The 21,052-nt window shown below is 62.8% G+C and carries 19 protein-coding genes and 1 pseudogene; 13 read left to right on the top strand and 7 right to left on the bottom strand.

The genetic code is table 11. The features are described 5' to 3' along the window. Positions 1 to 20: 20 nt before the first annotated feature. Positions 21 to 866 carry a helix-turn-helix transcriptional regulator gene (locus M0D67_RS37865; protein WP_266242407.1) on the bottom strand — a complete coding sequence of 282 codons (846 nt, stop codon included), beginning with the start codon at positions 864 to 866 and terminating at the stop codon, positions 21 to 23. 177 nt (positions 867 to 1,043) lie between these two features. On the opposite strand from M0D67_RS37865, the gene M0D67_RS37860 reads away from it, so the two are divergent. Continuing rightward, positions 1,044 to 1,880: a carbon-nitrogen hydrolase family protein gene (locus M0D67_RS37860; RefSeq protein ID WP_154565670.1), complete on the top strand. Its 837-nt coding sequence runs from the start codon at positions 1,044 to 1,046 to the stop codon at positions 1,878 to 1,880. Between the two features lie 198 nt (positions 1,881 to 2,078). Further along, positions 2,079 to 3,446: an APC family permease gene (locus M0D67_RS37855; RefSeq protein ID WP_266242405.1), complete on the top strand. Its 1,368-nt coding sequence runs from the start codon at positions 2,079 to 2,081 to the stop codon at positions 3,444 to 3,446. Between the two features lie 93 nt (positions 3,447 to 3,539). On the opposite strand, the gene M0D67_RS37850 is transcribed toward M0D67_RS37855, so the two are convergent. After that, positions 3,540 to 3,722 (bottom strand): hypothetical protein, encoded by a 183-nt coding sequence (locus M0D67_RS37850; RefSeq protein WP_154565672.1) that lies wholly within the window; start codon positions 3,720 to 3,722, stop codon positions 3,540 to 3,542. A 206-nt stretch (positions 3,723 to 3,928) separates the two neighbouring features. Further along, positions 3,929 to 4,834 (bottom strand): NAD-dependent epimerase/dehydratase family protein, encoded by a 906-nt coding sequence (locus M0D67_RS37845; protein ID WP_266242403.1) that lies wholly within the window; start codon positions 4,832 to 4,834, stop codon positions 3,929 to 3,931. A 115-nt stretch (positions 4,835 to 4,949) separates the two neighbouring features. On the opposite strand from M0D67_RS37845, the pseudogene M0D67_RS37840 reads away from it, so the two are divergent. The 8 genes and pseudogenes from M0D67_RS37840 to hutG form a co-directional block, all read left to right on the top strand. Further along, positions 4,950 to 5,069, top strand: a pseudogene (locus M0D67_RS37840) (LysR family transcriptional regulator); the annotation flags it as partial. A gap of 414 nt (positions 5,070 to 5,483) precedes the next feature. Then, the gene (hutH, locus tag M0D67_RS37835; protein ID WP_171929237.1) at positions 5,484 to 7,007 is read left to right on the top strand and encodes a histidine ammonia-lyase; all 1,524 of its coding nucleotides are present in this window, start codon (positions 5,484 to 5,486) and stop codon (positions 7,005 to 7,007) included. Between the two features lie 37 nt (positions 7,008 to 7,044). Further along, a complete protein-coding gene (hutC, locus tag M0D67_RS37830; RefSeq protein WP_054040559.1) occupies positions 7,045 to 7,740 on the top strand; it encodes a histidine utilization repressor in 696 nt (231 codons plus the stop codon). A 79-nt stretch (positions 7,741 to 7,819) separates the two neighbouring features. Next, positions 7,820 to 9,508: a urocanate hydratase gene (gene hutU, locus M0D67_RS37825; protein WP_154565674.1), complete on the top strand. Its 1,689-nt coding sequence runs from the start codon at positions 7,820 to 7,822 to the stop codon at positions 9,506 to 9,508. 20 nt (positions 9,509 to 9,528) lie between these two features. Beyond that, a complete protein-coding gene (locus M0D67_RS37820; protein WP_266242400.1) occupies positions 9,529 to 10,131 on the top strand; it encodes a HutD family protein in 603 nt (200 codons plus the stop codon). Between the two features lie 109 nt (positions 10,132 to 10,240). Then, the gene (gene hutI, locus M0D67_RS37815; RefSeq protein ID WP_171929239.1) at positions 10,241 to 11,464 is read left to right on the top strand and encodes an imidazolonepropionase; all 1,224 of its coding nucleotides are present in this window, start codon (positions 10,241 to 10,243) and stop codon (positions 11,462 to 11,464) included. 10 nt (positions 11,465 to 11,474) lie between these two features. Then, positions 11,475 to 12,860, top strand: a complete 1,386-nt coding sequence (locus tag M0D67_RS37810; RefSeq protein WP_154565677.1) for a formimidoylglutamate deiminase — start codon at positions 11,475 to 11,477, stop codon at positions 12,858 to 12,860. Between the two features lie 108 nt (positions 12,861 to 12,968). Continuing rightward, complete coding sequence (gene hutG, locus M0D67_RS37805) at positions 12,969 to 13,787, top strand: N-formylglutamate deformylase (protein WP_154565678.1); 819 nt, start codon at positions 12,969 to 12,971, stop codon at positions 13,785 to 13,787. A 330-nt stretch (positions 13,788 to 14,117) separates the two neighbouring features. On the opposite strand, the gene M0D67_RS37800 is transcribed toward hutG, so the two are convergent. Then, positions 14,118 to 14,252, bottom strand: a complete 135-nt coding sequence (locus M0D67_RS37800; protein ID WP_266242397.1) for a hypothetical protein — start codon at positions 14,250 to 14,252, stop codon at positions 14,118 to 14,120. Positions 14,253 to 14,570: 318 nt separating this feature from the next. Here M0D67_RS37800 and M0D67_RS37795 point away from each other — a divergent pair, with 318 nt between their 5' ends. After that, on the top strand, positions 14,571 to 15,236 hold the full coding sequence (locus M0D67_RS37795) for a hypothetical protein (RefSeq protein ID WP_154565679.1): 666 nt from the start codon (positions 14,571 to 14,573) through the stop codon (positions 15,234 to 15,236). A gap of 62 nt (positions 15,237 to 15,298) precedes the next feature. Here the strand turns inward: M0D67_RS37795 and M0D67_RS37790 are convergent, their stop codons facing one another. Beyond that, on the bottom strand, positions 15,299 to 15,838 hold the full coding sequence (locus tag M0D67_RS37790; RefSeq protein WP_266242394.1) for a hypothetical protein: 540 nt from the start codon (positions 15,836 to 15,838) through the stop codon (positions 15,299 to 15,301). 115 nt (positions 15,839 to 15,953) lie between these two features. On the opposite strand from M0D67_RS37790, the gene M0D67_RS37785 reads away from it, so the two are divergent. Further along, the gene (locus M0D67_RS37785; protein ID WP_266242392.1) at positions 15,954 to 16,853 is read left to right on the top strand and encodes a helix-turn-helix transcriptional regulator; all 900 of its coding nucleotides are present in this window, start codon (positions 15,954 to 15,956) and stop codon (positions 16,851 to 16,853) included. After that, positions 16,850 to 18,754 carry a DUF3857 and transglutaminase domain-containing protein gene (locus M0D67_RS37780; protein WP_266242390.1) on the top strand — a complete coding sequence of 635 codons (1,905 nt, stop codon included), beginning with the start codon at positions 16,850 to 16,852 and terminating at the stop codon, positions 18,752 to 18,754. Before M0D67_RS37785 ends, M0D67_RS37780 begins: the two co-directional genes overlap by 4 nt. Before the next feature lie 96 nt (positions 18,755 to 18,850). On the opposite strand, the gene M0D67_RS37775 is transcribed toward M0D67_RS37780, so the two are convergent. Beyond that, positions 18,851 to 20,002, bottom strand: coding sequence for a branched-chain amino acid ABC transporter substrate-binding protein (locus M0D67_RS37775; protein WP_266242388.1), 1,152 nt, complete (start codon positions 20,000 to 20,002; stop codon positions 18,851 to 18,853). 547 nt (positions 20,003 to 20,549) lie between these two features. Next, a complete protein-coding gene (locus M0D67_RS37770) occupies positions 20,550 to 21,011 on the bottom strand; it encodes a hypothetical protein (protein WP_154565684.1) in 462 nt (153 codons plus the stop codon). Positions 21,012 to 21,052 lie beyond the last annotated feature (41 nt).

Raw genomic sequence — 21,052 nt, 5'->3', positions numbered from 1 at the left:
GGCAAAGAATAAGCGGGACGTCATGCCCCTTTGCGTCCCGCTTCATAAAACAGCGCGAACAACTCCGATTGCGAGTTGACGTTGAGTTTCGTATAGATGTGCTTCTTGTGCGCGCGGACCGTCTCGAACGAGATCGTCAGTTTCTCCGCAATGGCGCGCGTTGAAAATCCGCTCAAGGTCAGCATCGCCACCTCCACTTCTCGCGCGGTAAGTGACGAGCGGCCGCCCGCCGACGACACCTGCTCGAAACGCGCGGCATAGGTGGGCGTGTCCGCTGGAGCGCCCGTGTCGATCGCTGTTTGCGCCACCGCCTCGCTCGAGGCCGGTTCCGGCGCGTCGAATGCCTCATACGGCAAGCGCTGCCGCAGTAGCGCGATCACCCATGGCGCGCAGAGCGCGAGCACCGCCAGATCGCGCTCGCCATAGCGCTGCGTTGCGCCCAGCGAGAACGCCAGCGTATGCCTCGCGTCTATCATGTAGTTGAAGTGCACTTCATCGCCGACGATGTTTTTCCTGAAGTACCGCTGGTAGTAGTCGGTCATCGAGAAGTTGTCAGGCGCGACGTCCGCCAGCGTGACGAAGCCTGATGCGGGCTTCTCGGTCGCGGCAATATAAAACGGGTCGAGTTGATAGAGCGCGGCGAGATAGTCCTGGAACATCACATCCACCGTGCCGTCCGGTGTCGGCGATTCTGCGCAGACGAGCGGCGCCATGCCAGGCGTGAAGCGCAGGGCGACCCAGTTGTCGAACACGACATAGCGTTCGAGCGCGCGTGTGAGGCGAGTCCAGAATTGTGCGCTGTCGAGTGCTTCGATAACCGCGCCGATCTCGCGATGAAAGGCCAGATCGCGCCATTCGAGTTCCATGCGTGCTCCGTTGAGGGTAACCCAGCCGGGTGATTACGGACAAAAATATGTCTGGTAATAATAGGCCCAACCTGAAACGCGGGCGCCTGACAACAGCCGCTATTTAACGCGAAGCAGACTGGTAATGGGACCAGAGTAAGTGCTAAAGCGCCAACTCTGGCCGACACAGGAGACAAAATGCTTCAACTCGAATTGGCACAGATCCCCATCGTGGATGGCGCCGTGGGCGTAGGCGGGGTAAACGTGCAACGCGTGCTGCAAACCATCGGTCAACGCGCGGCCGGAACCGATCTGATCGTGTTTCCGGAGACCACGCTGTCGGGTTTTCCGACGCGAGACACCATCGGCGACGTGGCCGAACCGATCGACGGGCCGTCGCTGACCGCAGTCCGCCATGCGGCGCGCGAAGCACGCGTAGCCGTGGCGGTAGGTCTCGCCGAGCGTGACGGCAGCCGCTTTTTTAACACCACGGTGCTGGTCGACGAACGCGGCGAGATCGCGCTGCGCTATCGCAAGACGCATCTGTGGGCGTCGGATGTCGGTGTGTTCGAACCCGGCGACCGTTACGAAGTATGCAGCTTCAAGGGTCTGACCGTTGGCATCCTGGTCTGCTACGACATCGAATTTCCGGAAACGGCGCGCGCGGTCGCCTCGCTCGGCGCCGATCTGCTGATCGTGACGAACGGCAATATGGACCCGTTCGGGCCAGTGCATCGCCGCGCAATCGTGGCGCGTGCGATGGAAAATCAGATGTTCGCGGCGCTTGTGAATCGCATTGGTTCGGGCGACGACAATCTCACGTTCCCCGGTGAATCGGCGCTGATCGATCCGTTAGGCGACGTGGTGTGCGACGCCGGTCACGAAGAAACGGTTCTGCGCGCCACGCTCGATCCCGCGCGTCTCGAAGGCGCGCGCGAGCACTATCGTTATCTGCATGACGCGCGCATTGCGCTCGACCTCGCGACGCTGGACGGCGAGCAAGGGCAACGTGCGCGTGTGATCCGCGCGCGCTAAGGCGCGTGCGCGGGCCGCGCAGGTGCAGGCGCACATAAGCGCCTATACGCACCTGCGTGCACCTACGCGCACCACGTTAGACAAAGCATCATCGGCGCGACATCCGCGCATCCAGCAAGACTGATCGACAAAACCCGACCGGGGCGCGTTCAACGTTGCCCTCGACGACGCTCGCCCATTCGCAAGAGGAGACACCGCATGACCCCAACATCACCCACGGAGCGCGCCGGCGCACCTGCCGCGCCCCAAAGCGCGCATCTGAAACGCACCCTCGGCCTGCCTTCGGTTTTGCTGTTCGGCCTCGCCTATATGGCGCCGCTGATCGTCTACGGCACCTACGGCGTGCTGGCGACCGCCAGTAATGACACCGCCGCGCTCGCGTATCTGATTGCCCTGATCGCGATCGTGTTTACCGCGCTCAGTTACGGCAAGCTCGCGCGGCTTTTCCCGGTAGCGGGTTCAGCGTACACATACACGCGCAAAAGCTTCAATCCGCATCTGGGCTTCATGATCGGCTGGGCCACCTTGCTCGATTACTTTTTCCTGCCGATGGTGATCTGGCTGATCGGCGCCGCGTATCTCAGCGCCGCGTTTCCGCACATTCCAAGCTGGATCTGGATCGTCGCGTTCATTGTGTTGACGAGCGGGCTGAATATTCTCGGCCTCGAACTCGCGAACCGTTTCAACATCGTGCTGATGGTCGTGCAACTCGCGATCGTCGCATTGTTCGTCGTGTTGTGCTGTCACTATGTGACCGCGGCGGTCGGTCCCGGCGGTCTGATTTCGGCCGAGCCGTTCTTCAAGCCGCATGTGCCGTTCTCGGCGACGATGGCAGGCGCCGCGATTGCCGCCTACTCGTATCTCGGCTTCGACGCAGTGTCGACGTTGACTGAAGAAACCATCGCCCCTGAAAAGACCATGCCGCGCGCGATTGTACTGATTGCGCTGATCGGCGGCGCGATCTTCGTGATCGCCGCGTACACGGTGCAGCTCGCGCATCCGGGTGCGGTATTCAAGGATCCGGATTCGGCCGCCTTCGAAGTCGCGCGCAAAGTAGGCGGCGATATCTTCGTGACGGTGTTTCTGGCCGGGCTGATTCTCGCGCAGTTCGCGTCGGGCATCTCGGCACAGGCAAGCGTGGGGCGTCTGCTGTATGCAATGGGACGCGACGAAGTCTTGCCCAAGCGCATCTTCGGTTTCGTGCATCCGAAGTTCAAGACGCCGGCGCTGAACATCGCGATCGCGGGTGCAATCGGTCTTGTCGCACTGAAGCTCGACGTGGCGACCTCGACCTCGTTCATCAATTTCGGCGCATTTCTCGCGTTCACCGCGGTCAATCTGTGTGTGATCCGGCAGTTCTTCAACGCGAAGGGCAGCGCGAATGCCATGGGTGTGATCGGCGGCTTGCTGTTGCCGCCGGCCGGCGCGATTGCGGATATCTGGCTGCTGGTGAGTCTCGAGAAAACCGCACTGGTACTCGGCGCGGTGTGGTTCGTGCTGGGGTTGTGCTATCTCGGCTGGATCACGCGCTGTTTCCGTCGCGCGCCGCCGGAAGTCGCGGTCTGACGTAGCCGCTCGCGCCTCTACTCGTGGTTGTCCGTCGGCGGCGAGGTGAGACGCAAGTTAAAGCTGATGGCGCTGCATCGCGCAGCGCCGAACTCACAACGCCATGTCGAAGGCGGGTTTGAGGAACAGTTCGATCGCCATCACGACAAGGCTCATCACGGCCGCGGACAGCGTCAACGTGCCGTACTCGTCGTAGCGTGCGTCGTACAGGCATGCTACGACGAAAATAATCGCTAGCAGGTTGGTCAGCCAGTCGAAATTCAACGCCAAGGTCATCGATCAAATCCGGGCTTACGCGCGACTCGTATCGTCGAATCGCGCTATTACGTGAGCCGGATTCTAGCGAGGTGAGCTTACGGATTTGCTACGCCTGGGCTTACATGGATTACGCCCCGAAGGAAGTCCCCTTGGGGACGCCCCGGAGGACGTCCCCTCGGCTTGCACCCGGAAGGAAGCCCCCTTGGGTTAAGCCACGAAGGAACTCACTTGGCGGCCATCATGTCGTGCTCAATCCAGTCGATCACCGACGTGCGTTCAGGCTGCCAGCCGAGCAGTTTGCGTGCGCGCTCACCGCGCACGCGGCTGTTCGAACCGAGCCCGTACGAAGCCATTTCGTAACCCCACTCCTTCTGCGCTTCTGCGAGCGGCCAGTCTTGCGGCTCGCCCAGTTTCATCACGCGGGCGATTGCGGCGCTCATGTCACGAAACGACGCCTCGCCGCTTTCGACGAAGTAGAAGGTGCCCGCCGGCGTCTTCTCCAACGCAAGGCGATAGAGTTCGGCGACGTCGTCGATATGCACGTTCGACCAGATGTTGCCGCCGCTGCCCACATGCCGCACCACGCCGCTCTTTTGCGCCTGACGCACAAGCCGTGGCAACTGCACGCTTGCGCTGCCCGGCACCGCGCCGTGGCCATAGATCAGCGTGTTGCACAACACCGCCGAGCGGATGTTCTGCTGCGCCGCATCGAGTACGAGCTGATCGATGGCGACGCGTGCCGCTTTGTCCGCGGTCGGCTCGGGCAGGGCGTCTTCGTGATAGATGCGTGCTTCGCCCGCTTCACCGCCCGAGGCATCGCCGACGATGCTCGAGCCGCTCGTATGCAGAAACGGCTTGCCGGAGCCGGCGAGGCCGTCGATCAACGCTTTCACTGCGCCTTCATGGTCGCTGCTCGCGGCGTTGATGACCGCGTCGGCGGCTTTGGCTTCGGCGATCAGCAGTTCACGGTCGTCGAGCGTGCCGATGGCGGGTTCGATACCGAGGCGTTGCAACTCGGCGCTGTGTTCGGGCTTGCGAATCAAACCGCGTACATGGTGGCCGGCGCGCACGAGGTGCGCCGCAATCGAACCGCCGATAAAGCCGCTTGCGCCAGTAATGAAAATCTTCAAGACGTTCTCCTAAGGTGGAAACACCGGAAATACGATGACATGGACGCAGTATCCGCCGTCTTGATTCTCGCAAAAAGCGTGTTAGTCTCAAATCAATCTTGATTTTAAATCAACAATGAAGACGTTCGCCGGCGAATTACTGGTGTTCGCGACGGTGATCGACTGCGGTTCGATCACCGCGGCGGCAGAGAAATTGCAGCAGACCGTCTCCGGCGTGAGCCGTGCCCTCACGCGGTACGTCTAAAAAAGCCCGCGGCTCCTATGAGTGCGGGCTTTTTTGCGTCTTCGGTGCGCTCTCCTATAACTCTGGAAGACGCGCATCGAGGCCGAGGGGCAACGACGCAGAGCGGAATCGGTGGATTGGCCGTTCCGACTGACCCGGCCGCGCCAGCCCGGCGTCATGAGTTTTTTTGTCCGCTTGCCGCCCTGTATTTTTAACGTGTATATACAAGTTGGTTGTCGCGACGAACAAATGCGATGCGGCGCGCGCCGACACCCGAAACCCCCGGCTCAAGCGATATGCATACCACGTAAGCTTCCATCTCTAATGGAAACCCCCAGGCCCGAAACTGCAAAAACAAGTTGTATATACAAGTCGACGCCGCTAGACTTCCTCTTGAATTGTATAGACAAGACAGGACACAACACCATGATGATTCTGAAGCCCGGCTACCTGACCCTCCCGCAACTGCGCCAGATCGCCCGCGAGCACGTCGCGCTGCAGCTCGATCCCGCCAGTCACGCCGCCATCGACGCCTGCGCCAAAGCCGTCGCCGATATCGCCGCAAAGGGCGAGCCGGCGTATGGCATCAACACGGGTTTCGGGCGCCTCGCCAGCACGCACATTCCGCATGACCAGCTCGAGCTGCTGCAGCGTAATCTGGTGCTGTCGCACGCGGTCGGCGTGGGTGAGCCGATGTCGCGTCCGGTGGTGCGCCTGCTGATCGCGCTGAAGCTGTCGAGTCTCGGCCGCGGCCACTCGGGCATTCGCCGCGAGGTGATGGAAGCGCTGATCACGCTGTACAACGCCGACGTGCTGCCGGTGATTCCGGTCAAGGGTTCGGTCGGCGCATCGGGCGACCTCGCGCCGCTCGCGCATATGTCGGCGACCTTGATTGGCGTCGGCGAAGTGTTCGCCAAGGGCGAGCGCATGCCGGCTACCGAAGGCCTCGCGCTGGCGGGCCTGAAGCCGCTCACGCTGCAAGCGAAGGAAGGTCTGGCGCTGCTGAACGGCACGCAAGCCTCGACCGCGCTCGCGCTCTACAACATGTTCGCCATCGAAGACCTGTTCCGCACCGCACTGGTGGCGGGCGCGTTGTCGGTGGATGCAGCAGCAGGTTCGGTCAAGCCGTTCGACGCGCGCATTCACGAACTGCGTGGTCATCAAGGCCAGACGGACGCGGCAACGGCTTACCGTTCGCTGTTGGAAGGCTCGGGCATTAATGTCTCGCACGCCGATTGCGACAAGGTTCAGGACCCGTACAGCCTGCGCTGCCAGCCGCAAGTGATGGGCGCGTGTCTGGACCAGATGCGTCATTCGGCCGACGTGCTGCTGATCGAAGCGAACGCCGTCTCCGACAATCCGCTGATTTTCCCGGACACGGGCGAAGTGCTGTCGGGCGGCAACTTCCACGCCGAGCCGGTCGCATTTGCCGCTGACAACCTCGCGCTCGCCGTCGCGGAAATCGGCGCGTTGGCCGAACGCCGCATCGCGCTGCTGATCGACGCGACGCTGTCGGGTCTGCCGCCGTTCCTCGTGCGCGACGGTGGGGTGAACTCGGGCTTCATGATCGCTCACGTGACGGCTGCGGCACTCGCGTCGGAGAACAAGACGCTTGCGCATCCGGCATCGGTGGATTCGCTGCCGACGTCCGCGAACCAGGAAGATCACGTTTCGATGGCGACGTTCGCTGCGCGCAAGCTTGGCGACATTGCTGAAAACGTCGCGAACATTCTGTCGATCGAGTTGCTCGCTGCTGCGCAAGGCGTCGATCTGCGCGCGCCGCACAAGACCAGCCCGAGCCTGCAGAAAGTGATGGACGCAGTGCGCAAGGACGTCGCGCATTACGAACTCGACCACTATTTCGCACCGGATATCGCGGCCGTCACGCGTCTCGTGCAGAACGGCACGATCGCGAAGCTGAGCCCGTTCTCGTTCGCGTCCGAGCAGTAAGCTCGAACATCACGTTTCAAGCACGCCAATCAAGCCAATGAACGCACCGGCCTATCAGGGCATCAAGGACTTCATCCTCGGCCGCATCCATGCGGGCGAATGGGCTGAAGGCGACCAGGTGCCCTCCGAAAACGAGCTCGCGCGTGAATTCAACGTGGCGCGCATGACGGTCAACCGCGCGTTGCGCGAGCTGACTTCGGAGCAGGTGCTGACGCGCGTGCAGGGCTCGGGCACGTTTGTCGCCCGGCCCAAGTACGAATCGACACTGGTGGCGATCCGCAGTATTTCCGACGAAATCGTCGCGCGCGGTCATCGTCATCAGGCGAACGTGCTGCACATCGGCGCGAGCATCGCCGACGAAGCGCTTGCCGAAGAAATGCAGGTGAGCGCGGGCAGTCCGGTGTTTCATTCACGCGTGCTGCATTTCGAAAACGACGAGCCGGTGCAACTCGAAGAGCGCTGGGTCAACCCGGCGGTCGCGCCCGAGTACGCATTGCAGGACTTCACGAACACCACGCCGAATCAGTATCTGGTGCGGGTGGCGCCGTTGCAGCGTGTCGAGTACCGCATCGAAGCCCTGGCTGCGGATGCGGATACCCGCGAGCTGCTGACGATGGATGAACTCGAACCGTGCCTCGTGCTGCATCGGCGCACGTGGTCGCAAAGCCAGGTCGCCTCGATCGCCAATCTCTGGCATCCCGGCAGCCGCTATCGCTTCACCGGACATTTCTGATTTCACCGCTTTTAAAGACCGTTTCCGACTCATTTCCCTGAACTTCTCCCGCACATTTTCAAGCATCCCGAGGGCCACCATGAACAACCCGAAACACATCGACCCGCGTCTGGACCCGACCCGCACGATCCGCGCACCGCGCGGCGCGGAAAAGACCTGCAAGACCTGGATCGCGGAAGCCGCGTACCGGATGATCCAGAACAATCTGGACCCGGAAGTCGCTGAGCATCCGCACGCACTGGTCGTGTACGGCGGCATTGGCCGTGCCGCGCGTAACTGGGATTGCTTCGATCAGATCCTCACGTCGCTGAAAGACCTCGAAGAGAACGAGACGCTGCTGATTCAATCGGGTAAGCCGGTCGGCGTGTTCAAGACCCATGCGGACGCACCGCGCGTGCTGCTGGCGAATTCGAACCTGGTGCCGCATTGGGCGACGTGGGAACACTTCCACGAACTCGATCGCAAGGGCCTGATGATGTACGGGCAGATGACCGCGGGCAGCTGGATCTACATCGGCAGCCAAGGCATCGTGCAGGGCACCTATGAGACGTTCTTCTCGGTGGCGAACCAGCATTTCAACGGCGATCCTTCGGGCCGCTGGATTCTGACGGGTGGTCTCGGCGGCATGGGCGGCGCGCAGCCGCTCGCAGCAACCATGGCCGGCTTCTCGATGATTGCAGTGGAGTGCGATGAGACACGTATCGACTTCCGTCTGAAGACGCGTTACGTCGACAAGAAAGCGGCGACGCTCGACGAAGCGCTCGCCATGCTTGAAGAAGCGAAGAAGGCGGGCAAGCCGGTGTCGATCGGCCTGCTCGGCAACGCAGCGGATGTGTTCGCTGAATGCGTGACGCGTGGCATCACGCCGGATTGCGTGACCGATCAGACCAGCGCGCACGATCCGATTCACGGCTACCTGCCGCAAGGCTGGAATGTCGAAGACTGGCGCGAGCGTCAGAAGACGGTGCCGGACAGCATCGTGCTGCCCGCCAAGCAGTCGATGGCCAAGCAGGTTCAGGCGATGCTGACGCTGCAGGAACGTGGCGCCGCTACGCTCGACTACGGCAACAACATTCGTCAGATGGCGTTGGAAATGGGCGTTGAAAACGCGTTCGATTTCCCGGGCTTCGTGCCGGCGTATATCCGCCCGCTGTTCTGCGAAGGCAAGGGCCCGTTCCGCTGGGTCGCGCTCTCGGGTGATCCGGAAGACATCTACAAGACCGATGCGAAGGTCAAGGAACTGATTCCTGACGATCCGCATCTGCACAACTGGCTCGACATGGCGCGCGAACGCATCGCGTTCCAGGGTTTGCCCGCGCGGATCTGCTGGGTCGGCGTGAAGGACCGTTATCGTCTGGGCCAGGCGTTCAACGAAATGGTCCGGAATGGCGAGTTGAAGGCGCCGATCGTGATCGGCCGCGATCACCTCGACACCGGTTCGGTGGCAAGCCCGAATCGCGAAACCGAGTCGATGAAGGACGGCTCGGACGCGGTCAGCGACTGGCCGCTGCTCAACGCACTGCTGAACACGGCAGGCGGCGCTTCGTGGGTCTCGCTGCATCATGGCGGCGGCGTTGGCATGGGCTTCAGCCAGCACTCGGGCGTCGTGATCGTCGCTGATGGTACGGACGCTGCGAAGGAGCGCCTCGGCCGCGTGCTGTTCAACGATCCGGCGACGGGCGTGATGCGTCACGCGGATGCAGGCTATGAACTCGCGCAGGAAACGGCGCGCGAGGCAGGTCTGAATCTGCCGATGCTGGGCCGTTAATCGTGACGGTTGTCCCTAACGTGGCAACCACGACGCTCATTCGCGGCGCCGACCTCGTGGCGGCGCCGTGGAAGAACGGCGGCGGCGTTACGCGTGAAGTGGGGGCGTTTCCCGCAGGCGCAGGGCTCGATGCATTCACGTGGCGCGTAAGCATCGCCGACGTGGCGCAAGCAGGGCCGTTCTCGCGTTTCGCGGGTATCGACCGCACGTTGGTGTTGTTGTCGGGCGCGGGCATGTTGCTCGACGAAACAGACGACACCGGTGCTCACGCCGTGAAGACGTACGCGTTGACTCAACCACTCGATATCGCGCGGTTTGCGGGCGAAGCGCGAATCGATGCACGCCTAGTCGACGGCGCCACGCGCGACTTCAACCTGATGGTCCGCCGTGGTGCGGCGGTAGGCGAAACTGACGTATGGCGCGGCGCTACGCAACGCACTTTGTCCGCCGACGTTGTGTTGCTGTTTTGCGCCAGCGGTTCGATTTCGGTCACGCTCGGTGGCGAAGCCCAACCGCAAGTGCTTGAAGCCGACGACACACTGCGCATCGACACGCCGAGTGCGCTGTCATGCGTGGTCGAGGGCGCGGGCGCATTGCTCGCGATCAGCATCCGCTACACGTGATCACCGCAACTATGACGACGATTCGCGTGCGCGCTTGAATCCTGGCAAACGCCTGGCAAAGCGCGCCGCGAACCACCACAGACACGCAACGAGCTGCAACGAGCACGCGATGAAGCAAACCGTCTGGCATCACCTGAAACTCTGCCCTGAGGGCGATCCCCAACACACGCTGCCCGATGCCGCGATTGCCGTTGAAAACGGCAAGATCGTGTGGCTTGGCGCGGCTTCCGATTTACCCGCCCACTACGCCGCATGGCCGCGCGAAGATCTGCACGGCGCGTGGGTGACACCAGGCCTCGTCGATTGCCATACCCACCTCGTGTACGGCGGCCAGCGCGCGGATGAATTCGCGCAGCGCCTCGCGGGCGTCAGTTATGAAGAAATCGCGCGGCAGGGCGGGGGCATCGTCTCGACGGTGCGCGCCACGCGTGCCGCTGACGAAGACTCGCTGTTCCGCCAATCGGCCGCGCGCCTCGAACCGCTGCTAGCCGAAGGCGTGACCGCCGTCGAAATCAAATCCGGCTACGGCCTCGATCTCGCCAGCGAACGCAAGATGCTGCGCGTCGCACGCCGTTTGGGCGAGCGCTATCCGGTGACGGTCTATACGACGTTTCTCGGGGCGCACGCCTTGCCGCCTGAATTCGCTGGAAGAGCCGACGCGTATATCGACGAAGTCTGCAACACGATGCTGCCCGTGCTCGCCGACGAAGGACTGGTCGACGCCGTCGACGTGTTCTGCGAGCGCATCGGTTTTTCTCTGGAACAAAGCGAGCGCGTGTTCCAGGCCGCCGAGCGCCATAAATTGCCGGTGAAAATGCACGCCGAGCAGTTATCGAACGGCGGCGGCACGGCGTTGGCTGCGCGTCACCATGCGCTGTCCGCGGATCACCTTGAATTCCTCGATGAAGCGGGCGTCGCCGCGATGAAAGCGTCCGGCACCGTTGCCGTGCTGCTGCCTGGCGCGTACTACTTCATCCGCGAGACGCAATTGCCGCCTTTGGATTTGCTGCGGCGCTACCAGGTGCCGATCGCGATTTCCACCGACAGCAATCCCGGCACGTCGCCCACCACCTCGCTGTTGTTGATGATGAACATGGCGACCACGTTGTTCCGCATGACGGTGCCCGAAGTGCTGCAAGGCGTGACCACGCATGCGGCGCGTGCACTCGGCAAGGCGGACCAGCATGGCTCGCTGCAAGCCGGGCGTGCGGCGGACTTCGCGGTGTGGTCGGTGGAAACGCTTGCCGAGCTGGCTTACTGGATTGGGCGTCCGTTGTGCGCGCGAGTCGTGCGCGCAGGCGAGACTGTTTATACACGGCGTGATTTGAGCTAGGGCCTGAGAGATGATGCAATCAAAACGATCACTATTTGCCGACCACGCCTATCTACCCGACGGCTGGCGCCGCAATGTGCTGCTGGAATGGGACGCTAACGGCACGCTGACATCCGTGACGCCGGATACGGCGGCGGTTCCTGACGGTGTGCAAAAAACCGCGGGCCCCGTGTTGCCTGGCATGCCGAATCTTCACTCGCATGCGTTTCAACGCGCGATGGCCGGTCTGACCGAGTATCGTGCGAACGCCACGGACAACTTCTGGAGCTGGCGCGATCTGATGTACCGCTTCGCCGCACGGATCACGCCGGAAGGGCTCGCTGCCGTCGCGCAGTGGCTGTACATCGAGATGTTGAAGGCGGGCTACACGTCGGTCTGCGAATTCCATTACGTGCACCACACGCCGGATGGCAGCCGCTATTCGAATCAGGCGGAACTGGCGCAGCGTGTGGTGGATGCCGCGTCGGCGAGCGGCATCGGTATGACGATGCTGCCCGTGCTGTATCAGTACAGCGGCTTCGGCTCGCGCGCCCCGCGCGAAGATCAGCAACGCTTCATCAACACGCCGGAGAGTCTGCTCGATCTGCTCGGCACGGTGCGCGCGGCGCGTCCCGAGAGCGCGGCGTTACGTTATGGTGTCGCGCCGCATTCGTTGCGTGCGGTATCGGCTGATTCGTTGCATGCATTGCTGAATGGTATCGATCGAAGCGCGCCGGTTCACATCCATATCGCCGAGCAAACCGCCGAAGTCGACGCCTGCCTCGAAACCGAAGGTGCGCGGCCGGTGCAGTGGCTGCTCGATCGCTTCGACGTCGACAGCCGCTGGTGCCTCGTGCACGCCACGCATGTCGATGCCAACGAAACCCTGGCGCTCGCGAAAAGCGGTGCGGTCGCGGGTTTGTGTCTGACGACCGAAGCGAATCTCGGCGACGGCATTTTTCCGGCGCAAGAGTATCTCGACGCGCAAGGGCGCATCGGGGTCGGATCGGATAGCCATATCGGCGTCGACTGGCGAGCGGAATTGCGTTTGCTCGAATACGGCCAGCGTCTGACTCGCCGTCAGCGCAATGTGCTGGCATCGGCGCAGGCCACGCACGTGGCCGATCGTCTGTTCGACGCGGCGCTCGAAGGCGGCGCGCATGCCACCGGTCGTGCAGTGGGTGCATTGCAGGCCGGCCACCGCGCCGACTGGCTGGTGCTCGACCCGGATCATTCGAGCATCGCCGAGCACGCGCCGAACGCGTGGCTCTCGGGCGTTGTATTCTGCGAACATGGCGAGACACCGATTCGCGACGTCTATGCGGGCGGCGACAAGGTTGTCGACAACCGCCGCCATCGCGATGAAGAGGGTGCGTACGCGCGTTATCGCGGGGCGCTCGCCGATTTGCTCAAGTAAACTGCTGACGCCGCTGGCTGAAACCACTTGCTGAAGCGAAATGCTCGCATGAATGGCTGAACACGCTGAGCCTTCGATTTTTATCGATCCCATCGATTCCGGACTGACATGACTGCTTCGTCTACTACTACTCCGCCGGTTCTATCGCTGCATCAGGGAAGCTTGCCGTTGCTGATTTCGATCCCGCATCTGGGCACGCAAATCCCCGCCGATATCGCCGCAACGATGACGCTGGTCGCGCAGCGCACCGACGACTGCGACTGGCATCTCGACCGTCTCTACGCGTTTGCGAAACGCATGGGCGCGTCGATCCTGTCGCCGACCTACGCGCGTTATGTGATCGACCTGAACCGTCCGCCCGACGGCGCGAATCTGTATCCGGGGCAGGACACCACCGGCTTGCTGCCGGTCGATACCTTCGACAAGGAACCCTTGTACCTCGACGGCCATCTGCCGAGCGAGGCCGAAGTCGCGCGTCGGCGCGATGCTTACTGGAAGCCCTATCACGACGCGCTGACGGGCGAGCTGGCCGCGCTGAAGGCGAAGCACGGCAAGGTGCTGCTGTGGGAAGCGCATTCGATTCGCTCGCACGTGCCGCGTTTTTTCGAAGGACGTCTGCCCGATTTCAACTTCGGCACGTCGAACGGCGCCAGCGCGGTGGCTGGATTGGGCGAGGAATTGGCTGCTGTGGTCGGGCGGCATGGCGGGTACTCTGCTGTCGCCAACGGGCGGTTTAAGGGCGGCTATATCACGCGGCAGTACGGGCAGCCGTCGCAGGGTGTGCACGCGGTACAACTCGAGTTGTCGCAGATTACGTATATGGAGGAGCAGATGCCGTATGCGTATGACGAAGCGCTGGCTGCGAAGGTCGAGCCTTTGCTGGAAGAACTTGTGACGACGGCGTTGGAGCGCGTTAGGGCAGCTTGACGGCAGCAGTTTGACAGCGGCGGCTTGACGTTGCTGCTGTCAGTGGTATCCATTTCATCTCCTCCACGCGGTTCGCCGCGCTTCGCATTCCGCGAGGCCGCGACCGCGTCGGCTCACACCGCAAAGGTGTAACAGCATGTGTCCGTGATTGCATGCTGCGGCGTTCGCGCCGAACGTATAGAGCGTCGCAGGATTGGTTTAAGGGTGAACCGCGGGGTTGTGGACTCGCGGGGTTTTGACCCGAGCCTCGTTGAAACGGAGCGGCCGCAAAAAAAGCCTCGCTTTTGGCGAGGCTTTCCGATGCGCGCAGTATGGGGCGCCGCATAACGATCAGTGGCAGTGACGTTCCCAGTGATGGTGGACGCGCACCTTGTGGCATTCGCGGTGGTGTTCATAAGCCTGGGCGGGAGCGATCGCGCTCAGGGTGACGACGGTTGCTGCGATAGCGAGAACGAGTTTCTTCATTACAAAATCCTTAAATCATGGTGGTGGTGCTAACGCTGCAGCACGCGGCGTGCCGCAACGGGTCAAAAGAATGCCACACATTGCGCACGCAGCGGAGGAACGCCGACCGAATGCATGGGTCAACTCAAAACGCCGAGCTGTGAGGCGTTTTATCCCTGGACAGCGGCGCGCGGCAGCGTGTCGTTTCGGCACATCGAGCGTCGCGGAATGCGCGCGCGGGCATTGCGCGCCATGCGCTGAAGCGACTACCCTTTCAGAACGATGACGTGTGCACATCGCGTCATCCATACATCGGGCAAAAAGATGGAAGACCCAGCGATGGAAGATTCCGACGAATTGCTGCTCCCGGTCTGGCGAGCGAACCTGGTGCTGCTGACCCGCGAGGTCGGCGCCGCGACGCGTCTGGCGCGCATGATGACCTTTTCCGCCAGCTACCTGAAATTGATCCTGTCCGGCCAGCGCGAATTCAGCGAGGAGTTCGTACGCGGTATCGAGGCGGTGACGGGCTTGCCGAATGGCTGGATGAACGTGTCGCATACCGGGGAGGACATACCGGCCAAGGCGCGCGAAGCAATCGACAACGAACAGCCGCTTGCGCGTTTTCGCGGCACGGCGCATCCGGTGCGCAAGAAGACGGTGCTGCGCCCGCCCGAGCCGATTTTCGGCCAGACGGGTCCGGCCAAACGCGTGGAAGAAGAGACGCTCGACGCCGAAGCGCATCGGCGTCAGGCCCACTTCCGCAAGGTCCGCGATCTGGCGATGCAGGACGTGCGGCGCTTCGAGCGGCATTTGAGCCAGATGCCGGTGGATCTTGCATCGATGCGATCGAAAGTGGAGGACGTGATCGCCGCCGCCGATCTCGACCACCCGATTCAGGCGGACCTGGCTGGCCGGCTGGAGCAGATCGAAAAGCATCGGCATTTGCTGCTCAGGCATGTGGAGCGCTTGCAGGCCTTGCTCGCGCACATTGGGGGAGGGGATTGACGCCTGCAACTCGGCGTCTTTGTTGCATGCAGGCTTGAATCTCCTGGTCGTCCGGCCGCAACCTAACGCCTGCGCCGTGCGTGAAATTCCGCCTCGAGCGTCCACGTCACGCCATCCTGCGCCAGCGCGACGCCGGTCCAGCGGAACGAATCCCTTGTGATATCGGTGAAATTCCATCGAATCGGTGTGCCGTCGGCGTGCGTGCCGATCTGCACGAGATCATTGCCGACGCGCCGGCCGATCAGCTCATCGCGCTGGCCGGTCAGCGGATTCATGTAAGTCACGCGCCACGCGCGCAGCGCCGGGTCCCACACCCGCAGCGTGGTGCCGTACATGGTGTCGGCGGCAGCGAGCCCCGCATGATGTTCGCTGCGTGGCGGCATGATCCACACGTCCTGTACGGCACGCCCCTCCAGGACCCAGCCGAAATGAATCTCGCCGCGGCGGCGCGAGTTGCCCAGGTCGACGCGGTAATGCAGCACGTCCATGTCCCAACTGCCAATCAGCCAGCCGTAGAGGTCGTCGGTGGCATCGATGTCGGCGGCCCGCGCCGGGGCGGTCAATGCGGCGTGAAAGCCGCGCTCGACGGTGTCGTCCAGCATGTTCATCGTATGTGCTCCTTCGAGCGTTCAGTGAAAGCGCCATCGCCGGAACGGGCAAAACCGCGCCGGCCGCCGATGTGCTAAAACGACGATACGGACTCAGCCGAGGTGCATCTTGGGGAAAATTGCCGTCACTTTGCAGCAGGCGCTCGCGCAGCGCGCGCGGGAAGGCACGCGCGGCAGCACAAGCGCGCGTCCGCTGGCCCAAGGCGCGAGCTGGGATGTCGCGGACATCCTTTGCACCTTCGGCCCGCGCGACCAGCCGTTCGAGGAACGGCACGCGGGCGTGTGCATCGCGATGGTGGTCGCCGGTTCGTTCGGCTACCGGACCGCGACGGGACGCGCGTTGCTCACCCCCGGCGCGCTGTTGCTTGGCAATACGGGTGACTGCTTCGAATGCGGCCATCGGCATGCGCCCGGCGATCGCTGCATTGCCTTCCGCTATGCGCCGGCGTACTTCGAGCAGCTTGCTGCGGACGCGGGCATCGCGAGCGGCGATCTGAACTTCAGGCGCGCGCGCATTCCGTCGCTACCTTCGTTGTCGCCGCTGATCGCGCGGGCCTGTGCCGGCGCCCTGGATACGGGCGGCGCGGTGTGGGACGAACTCGCGGTCGAAGTGGCCGTCGCGACGCTCAAGGCGGCGGGTGCATTGAAGCGCGCGGAACCACCCGCAAGCGCCGCGGCCTGGTCGCGCGTGGCGCAGACGGTGCGCCTGATCGACGACACGCCAGGCGCCACGCATACGCTGACGAGCCTCGCTGCCGCGGCGGGCCTGAGCGAGTTCTACTTCCTGCGCACGTTCCAGCGCGTAACTGGCGTGACGCCGCATCAATATGTGCTGCGGGCGCGCTTGCGAGCAGCGGCGCTGCGCCTTGACGACGACAGCGCAAAGGTTGTCGATATCGCGCTCGATTGCGGCTTCAACGATCTGTCGAATTTCAATCACGCATTTCGCGCGGAGTTTGCGTCGAGTCCGCGTGCGTGGCGCGCGCGAGGCAGGGCGCGCCGCGCATGACGCGGTGGTTCGCGTTCGTGGCGCTGACCGCCGCGTTGGCGTTGGTTGCGTGTGCAACCAACGCGCTTGCTGAGGGCAGTGTTTTGAACACCTCCAGCACCTCGAACGACGACCTCTCCCCCTCGACGACAGAGCGCGACGTCCACCTCTTCGTGATCCAGAAAGACGGCTCCGTCGAAGAACATGACGACACGGTCCTGCGGGCCAACACGACGAGCGGCGTCGACGATATCGCGCAACGCTACGTGTGGTTCAACAAGGACATCGAGCAGGTGCAACTGTTGACCGCGGAAACGATCGACCCGAACGGCGTCGCGCATCCGGTCGGGCCTGAAGCGATCCGCGACGTGCAGGAACCCCGCTCGGCGGGCGCACCGAGTTTCGAAGACGGCGTGTTGCGCACGGTGATCTTTCCGGGCGTCGAACCCGGCTCGCGCGTGCATCTGGCGTTTCGCAAGACGCGCACGAAGCCTCTGCAGGCCGGCACGTTCGCGTACCTGGTCGAACCGACGCGCGAGCCTGTCGAGATGCAGCGCCTGATCTTCGACCTGCCCACCGACGTGCCGCTTTATGCCGATGCGCGCGGCTACGTCGCGCTGCCGCCGGTCACGGCAAACGGTCGCACCCGCTACGAGTTCGATTACCAGCACGGCCCGTATGCGCCGCTCGAAGCGGGCGCGGTGGGCTATGCGAACTGGGGCGACCGGCTGATGGTGTCGACCGTGCCGGACTTCGCGAGTTTCGCCGCGCGTTATCGCGGCCCTGCGGCCGACGCGACGATGAGCGACCCGGCCATCGTTCAACTCGCACGGAGCCTGACCGCAGAGGTGAGCGATCCGCGTGCGAAGGCACAGGTCCTGTTCGACTGGATGCGCCTGAATATTCGCTACGTTGCGCTGTTTCTCGGCGAGACGGCGGCGATCCCGCATAAGGCGATCGACATCCTGCACAACCGCTATGGCGACTGCAAGGACCACGTCGCGTTGTACGGCGCGTTTCTCGCCGCGGTCGGCATCCGCAGCGAGGCCGTCCTGCTCAATCTCGGGCCGTACTACAGTTTGCCAGCGGTGCCCGGCTACGGCGAAAGCGCGATCAATCATGCAATCGTCTGGATTCCTGATCTATCGCTATTTGCCGACACCACGGCAGGCGGCATGAGTTTTGGCTATTTGCCGCCGAGCGCGATGGATCGGCCCGTTTTGCTGGTCGACGAGGGCGTGTTGGCGCGCACGCCGGCCACCCAGTTGCGCGAGCGCACGGCGCGCCTGCAGATCGACGTCGACGAGAGCGGGGCGGCGAACTACGCTTATCGCGTGGAAGATGCCGGCTATACTGCGGAGCTCGAACGCAATATGTTTCGACGGGCAACGCGGCAGCGCACGCAACAGATTGCGGCGAATCGTCTATTGCTGACGGGCCTGCATGGCACAGCGCAGTTGCGCACGGGCGATCTGGTCTCGACCGATGGACCTTTTTCCACGTCGATGCAGGGACGGGTGGCACATTTTGTCTGGACCGATGGGACGACCGCTGGGCCGGCCCTGACGAGCTTGTCCGGCGGAATGGCCGGGCAGGTGCAGGCATGGCTGGCGGAGCCTGCGAGGACGCAGCCCTGGGCGTGCATCGGCGGGGAATTCGATGAAACGCTGGCGATGACACTGCCGAGGTTCGCCCGCGTGACGGATGTGCCGCCGGATGCCGCGGTGAAGGATCGTTTCTTCGAGTTTTCTTCTCGCTACGTGTTCGATCCTGCCGCGCGGGTCTTGCAGGTCAGGCGACACCTGCGAGCCGCGTTTGGCCATCAGATGTGCTCTGCCGATGAATTTGCCGGCGTGAAGGATGATCTGATCCGGATCGAGCGGGATCTCGACGCCGAGGTGGTGTTGAAGGCAGTCAGGTAGGCACGTACGGCATCGGCAGTGCCCACGGCAGTGGCGGTAAAGAAGTACCGCCACTGCCGCATGAACAACCACGCCGTCATGGGCAAAAAGAGACGCTTAACTTCCGCTCTTGGTCACGATAGGCACCCAGGTTCCGCTCTTGACCTGATACAGCGTGGAAGCGCCGCTTTTCAACGCCCCGGTGCTATCGAAGGAAATCTTCCCGGTCACGCCGTCGTAATCGAGTGTCTTGAGCACCGGCCGGTAGACCGCCGGCGAGGTGGATTTTGCCTGCTGCATCGCCTTGATTGCGGCCCATGCCCCGTCATACCCAAACGGCGCGTACGACAGGATATCCACTCCGAAGCGCTTCTTGAACTTCGCGGAGAAGTCCTTGCCGCCCGGCAATTGGGCCAACGGTCTGCCGTATTCCCAGGCCATCGCGCCTTCGGACGGATCGCCGGCGAGCTTGATGAAGTCCTGGTCCATCACGCCGCCACCCCCCACCAACTGCGCGTTCATCCCCAGTTGCTTCATCCGCTTCGCGAAGCCGGCCGCCTGCGTATCCAGGCCGCCGAAGAAAATCAGATCCGCATTGGTCGCCTTGATCTTGGTGATCTGCGTGCTGAAGTCCACCGCGTGATTGTCGGTGTATTCGCGCGTCACGATGTTGCCGCCATGCGCTTTCACCGCTTTCTCGAACTCGTCGGCCTCGCCCTGGCCGAAGGCGGTGCGGTCGTCGATGATCGCAATGCGTTTGGCCTTCGTCACCTCGACGGCGTAGACGCCCGCGTTGCCGGCGTTTTGCGCATCGGTGGAAATCACCATGAAGGTGTTCGCGAAGCCTCGCCCGGTAATGATCGGATTGGTGGCGGCCGGGTCAATCACCGGAACACCGGCCTGTTCGTACACCTGCGAGGCAGGAATCGTCGTGCCCGAATTGAAGTGGCCCACGACCACGGATACCCCCGCGTCGACCAGCTTCTGCGCGGCCTGCACGCCGACGCGCGGGTCGGCCTGGTCGTCCTCGGAGACGAGCTGGAATTGCGCGACCTTGTCGCCGATCTTGATCTTCTGCGCGTTGGCTTCCTCGATGGCAAGCCGGACACCGTTCTCCAGATCCTTCCCGTAGCCGGCGTTGGCACCCGTCAGCGGCGCGGCGAAGCCGATCTTCACCGGCAGGTCGTCGGCGAAACTGGCCAGCGGCGCGATCGCGAAGGTAGCGCCAACGAACAGAGCAAGCGGTTTCAGCGTGTTGCGAAGACTCATGGTCTTTCTCTCCATCGACAGTTTCAGGTGTGAAAGCGGTAAGGCTGTAACACTGGATCGACGCGCAAGCATTGGTTTGACTTCGCATGGCGCGTCATCAAAGGTACGGATGATCTGTCACCATTAACAATGCTGGAATACGCCCATAGGAAATCCCCTTGGGGGCGTCCATGGAAGTCCTCTTGGGGACGCGCAGTGGCGTTCATATGCCCGTCAATCTGGCGCGAATATAGAAAGCCAATTTGCGACCGTCTTGGCAGTTCGCGGCGCTTTGAATGAGCATTTCGGCATAGCCCGCACAGCGCTTGGGCTGGCGGCCTGTCAGCGGCGGCGCGCGGGTGCGGATTGCGGCATATGCTTAAGAAACAGGGCGCGATATGCGGCCGAACAAACGGCGGGGATGCGGCCTGGAGATGGCGCTCGAGAAACCGGCGCGAGCGCGCCGGCCTTACTACCGTTGCACAGTCGCGGAAACAAACCTGCGCGGGCTCGCCGGAAAAACGACAGAAGCAAAAGAAGCAACTGACGGCGGGCTAAAACGACGCCCTCACTGCTCGCCTTGCTGGCGCAGCAACTCTTCACGCAGACGCAGGATGGGCGCCTTGGTTTCTTCGTCGGCCCAGGTGTCGAGATCGTCTATTGCGCGCTGGCAGCCGTCGAGCACCAGGTCGAGATCCACCGGCACGCCGTTGTTCAGCGCGAATTCGATAGTCTCGGCGAACTGCTGGCACTCGTCCTCGCCGTACGAAATGTCGAGGTTGTCGGCGATGATTTCGGCGATGTTGCTGCGCGCCTTGTCGTCGGGTGTCACCATTTCGACGATGCCGCGCGCCACCGCCGGCGAATAGAAAAGCGCGATGTCGAGCCACTGTGCGGGATCGAAGTCGGCCTGGTCGAACTGGTTCTCGAAGTACTCGATCGCTTCCTGCTCGTGCGCTTCGTCCGCGTCGACACTGATGCACAACTGCTCAAAAAATTCTTCCCGCTCGCTGCGGATATAACCGTCCATCGATGCCTCGTCTGCTGAATGCTGAATGCTGAATGCCGGAT

Origin of the sequence: Paraburkholderia sp. SECH4 (genome assembly GCF_030511745.1) — a bacterium.
Lineage (GTDB): Bacteria > Pseudomonadota > Gammaproteobacteria > Burkholderiales > Burkholderiaceae > Paraburkholderia > Paraburkholderia madseniana.
Note: the sequence above shows the minus strand (reverse complement) of the source record. Positions and strands in the feature narration are given on the sequence as shown.

Excerpts from the sequence above, each read along its gene's own strand:
- M0D67_RS37865 (WP_266242407.1), bottom strand. The coding sequence starts at position 866 with ATGGAACTCGAATGGCGCGATCTGGCCTTTCATCGCGAGATCGGCGCG.
- M0D67_RS37860 (WP_154565670.1), top strand. The coding sequence starts at position 1,044 with ATGCTTCAACTCGAATTGGCACAGATCCCCATCGTGGATGGCGCCGTG.
- M0D67_RS37855 (WP_266242405.1), top strand. The coding sequence starts at position 2,079 with ATGACCCCAACATCACCCACGGAGCGCGCCGGCGCACCTGCCGCGCCC.
- M0D67_RS37850 (WP_154565672.1), bottom strand. The coding sequence starts at position 3,722 with ATGACCTTGGCGTTGAATTTCGACTGGCTGACCAACCTGCTAGCGATT.
- hutH (WP_171929237.1), top strand. The coding sequence starts at position 5,484 with ATGATGATTCTGAAGCCCGGCTACCTGACCCTCCCGCAACTGCGCCAG.
- hutC (WP_054040559.1), top strand. The coding sequence starts at position 7,045 with ATGAACGCACCGGCCTATCAGGGCATCAAGGACTTCATCCTCGGCCGC.
- hutU (WP_154565674.1), top strand. The coding sequence starts at position 7,820 with ATGAACAACCCGAAACACATCGACCCGCGTCTGGACCCGACCCGCACG.
- hutI (WP_171929239.1), top strand. The coding sequence starts at position 10,241 with ATGAAGCAAACCGTCTGGCATCACCTGAAACTCTGCCCTGAGGGCGAT.
- M0D67_RS37810 (WP_154565677.1), top strand. The coding sequence starts at position 11,475 with ATGATGCAATCAAAACGATCACTATTTGCCGACCACGCCTATCTACCC.
- hutG (WP_154565678.1), top strand. The coding sequence starts at position 12,969 with ATGACTGCTTCGTCTACTACTACTCCGCCGGTTCTATCGCTGCATCAG.
- M0D67_RS37800 (WP_266242397.1), bottom strand. The coding sequence starts at position 14,252 with ATGAAGAAACTCGTTCTCGCTATCGCAGCAACCGTCGTCACCCTGAGC.
- M0D67_RS37795 (WP_154565679.1), top strand. The coding sequence starts at position 14,571 with ATGGAAGATTCCGACGAATTGCTGCTCCCGGTCTGGCGAGCGAACCTG.
- M0D67_RS37790 (WP_266242394.1), bottom strand. The coding sequence starts at position 15,838 with ATGCTGGACGACACCGTCGAGCGCGGCTTTCACGCCGCATTGACCGCC.
- M0D67_RS37780 (WP_266242390.1), top strand. The coding sequence starts at position 16,850 with ATGACGCGGTGGTTCGCGTTCGTGGCGCTGACCGCCGCGTTGGCGTTG.
- M0D67_RS37775 (WP_266242388.1), bottom strand. The coding sequence starts at position 20,002 with ATGAGTCTTCGCAACACGCTGAAACCGCTTGCTCTGTTCGTTGGCGCT.
- M0D67_RS37770 (WP_154565684.1), bottom strand. The coding sequence starts at position 21,011 with ATGGACGGTTATATCCGCAGCGAGCGGGAAGAATTTTTTGAGCAGTTG.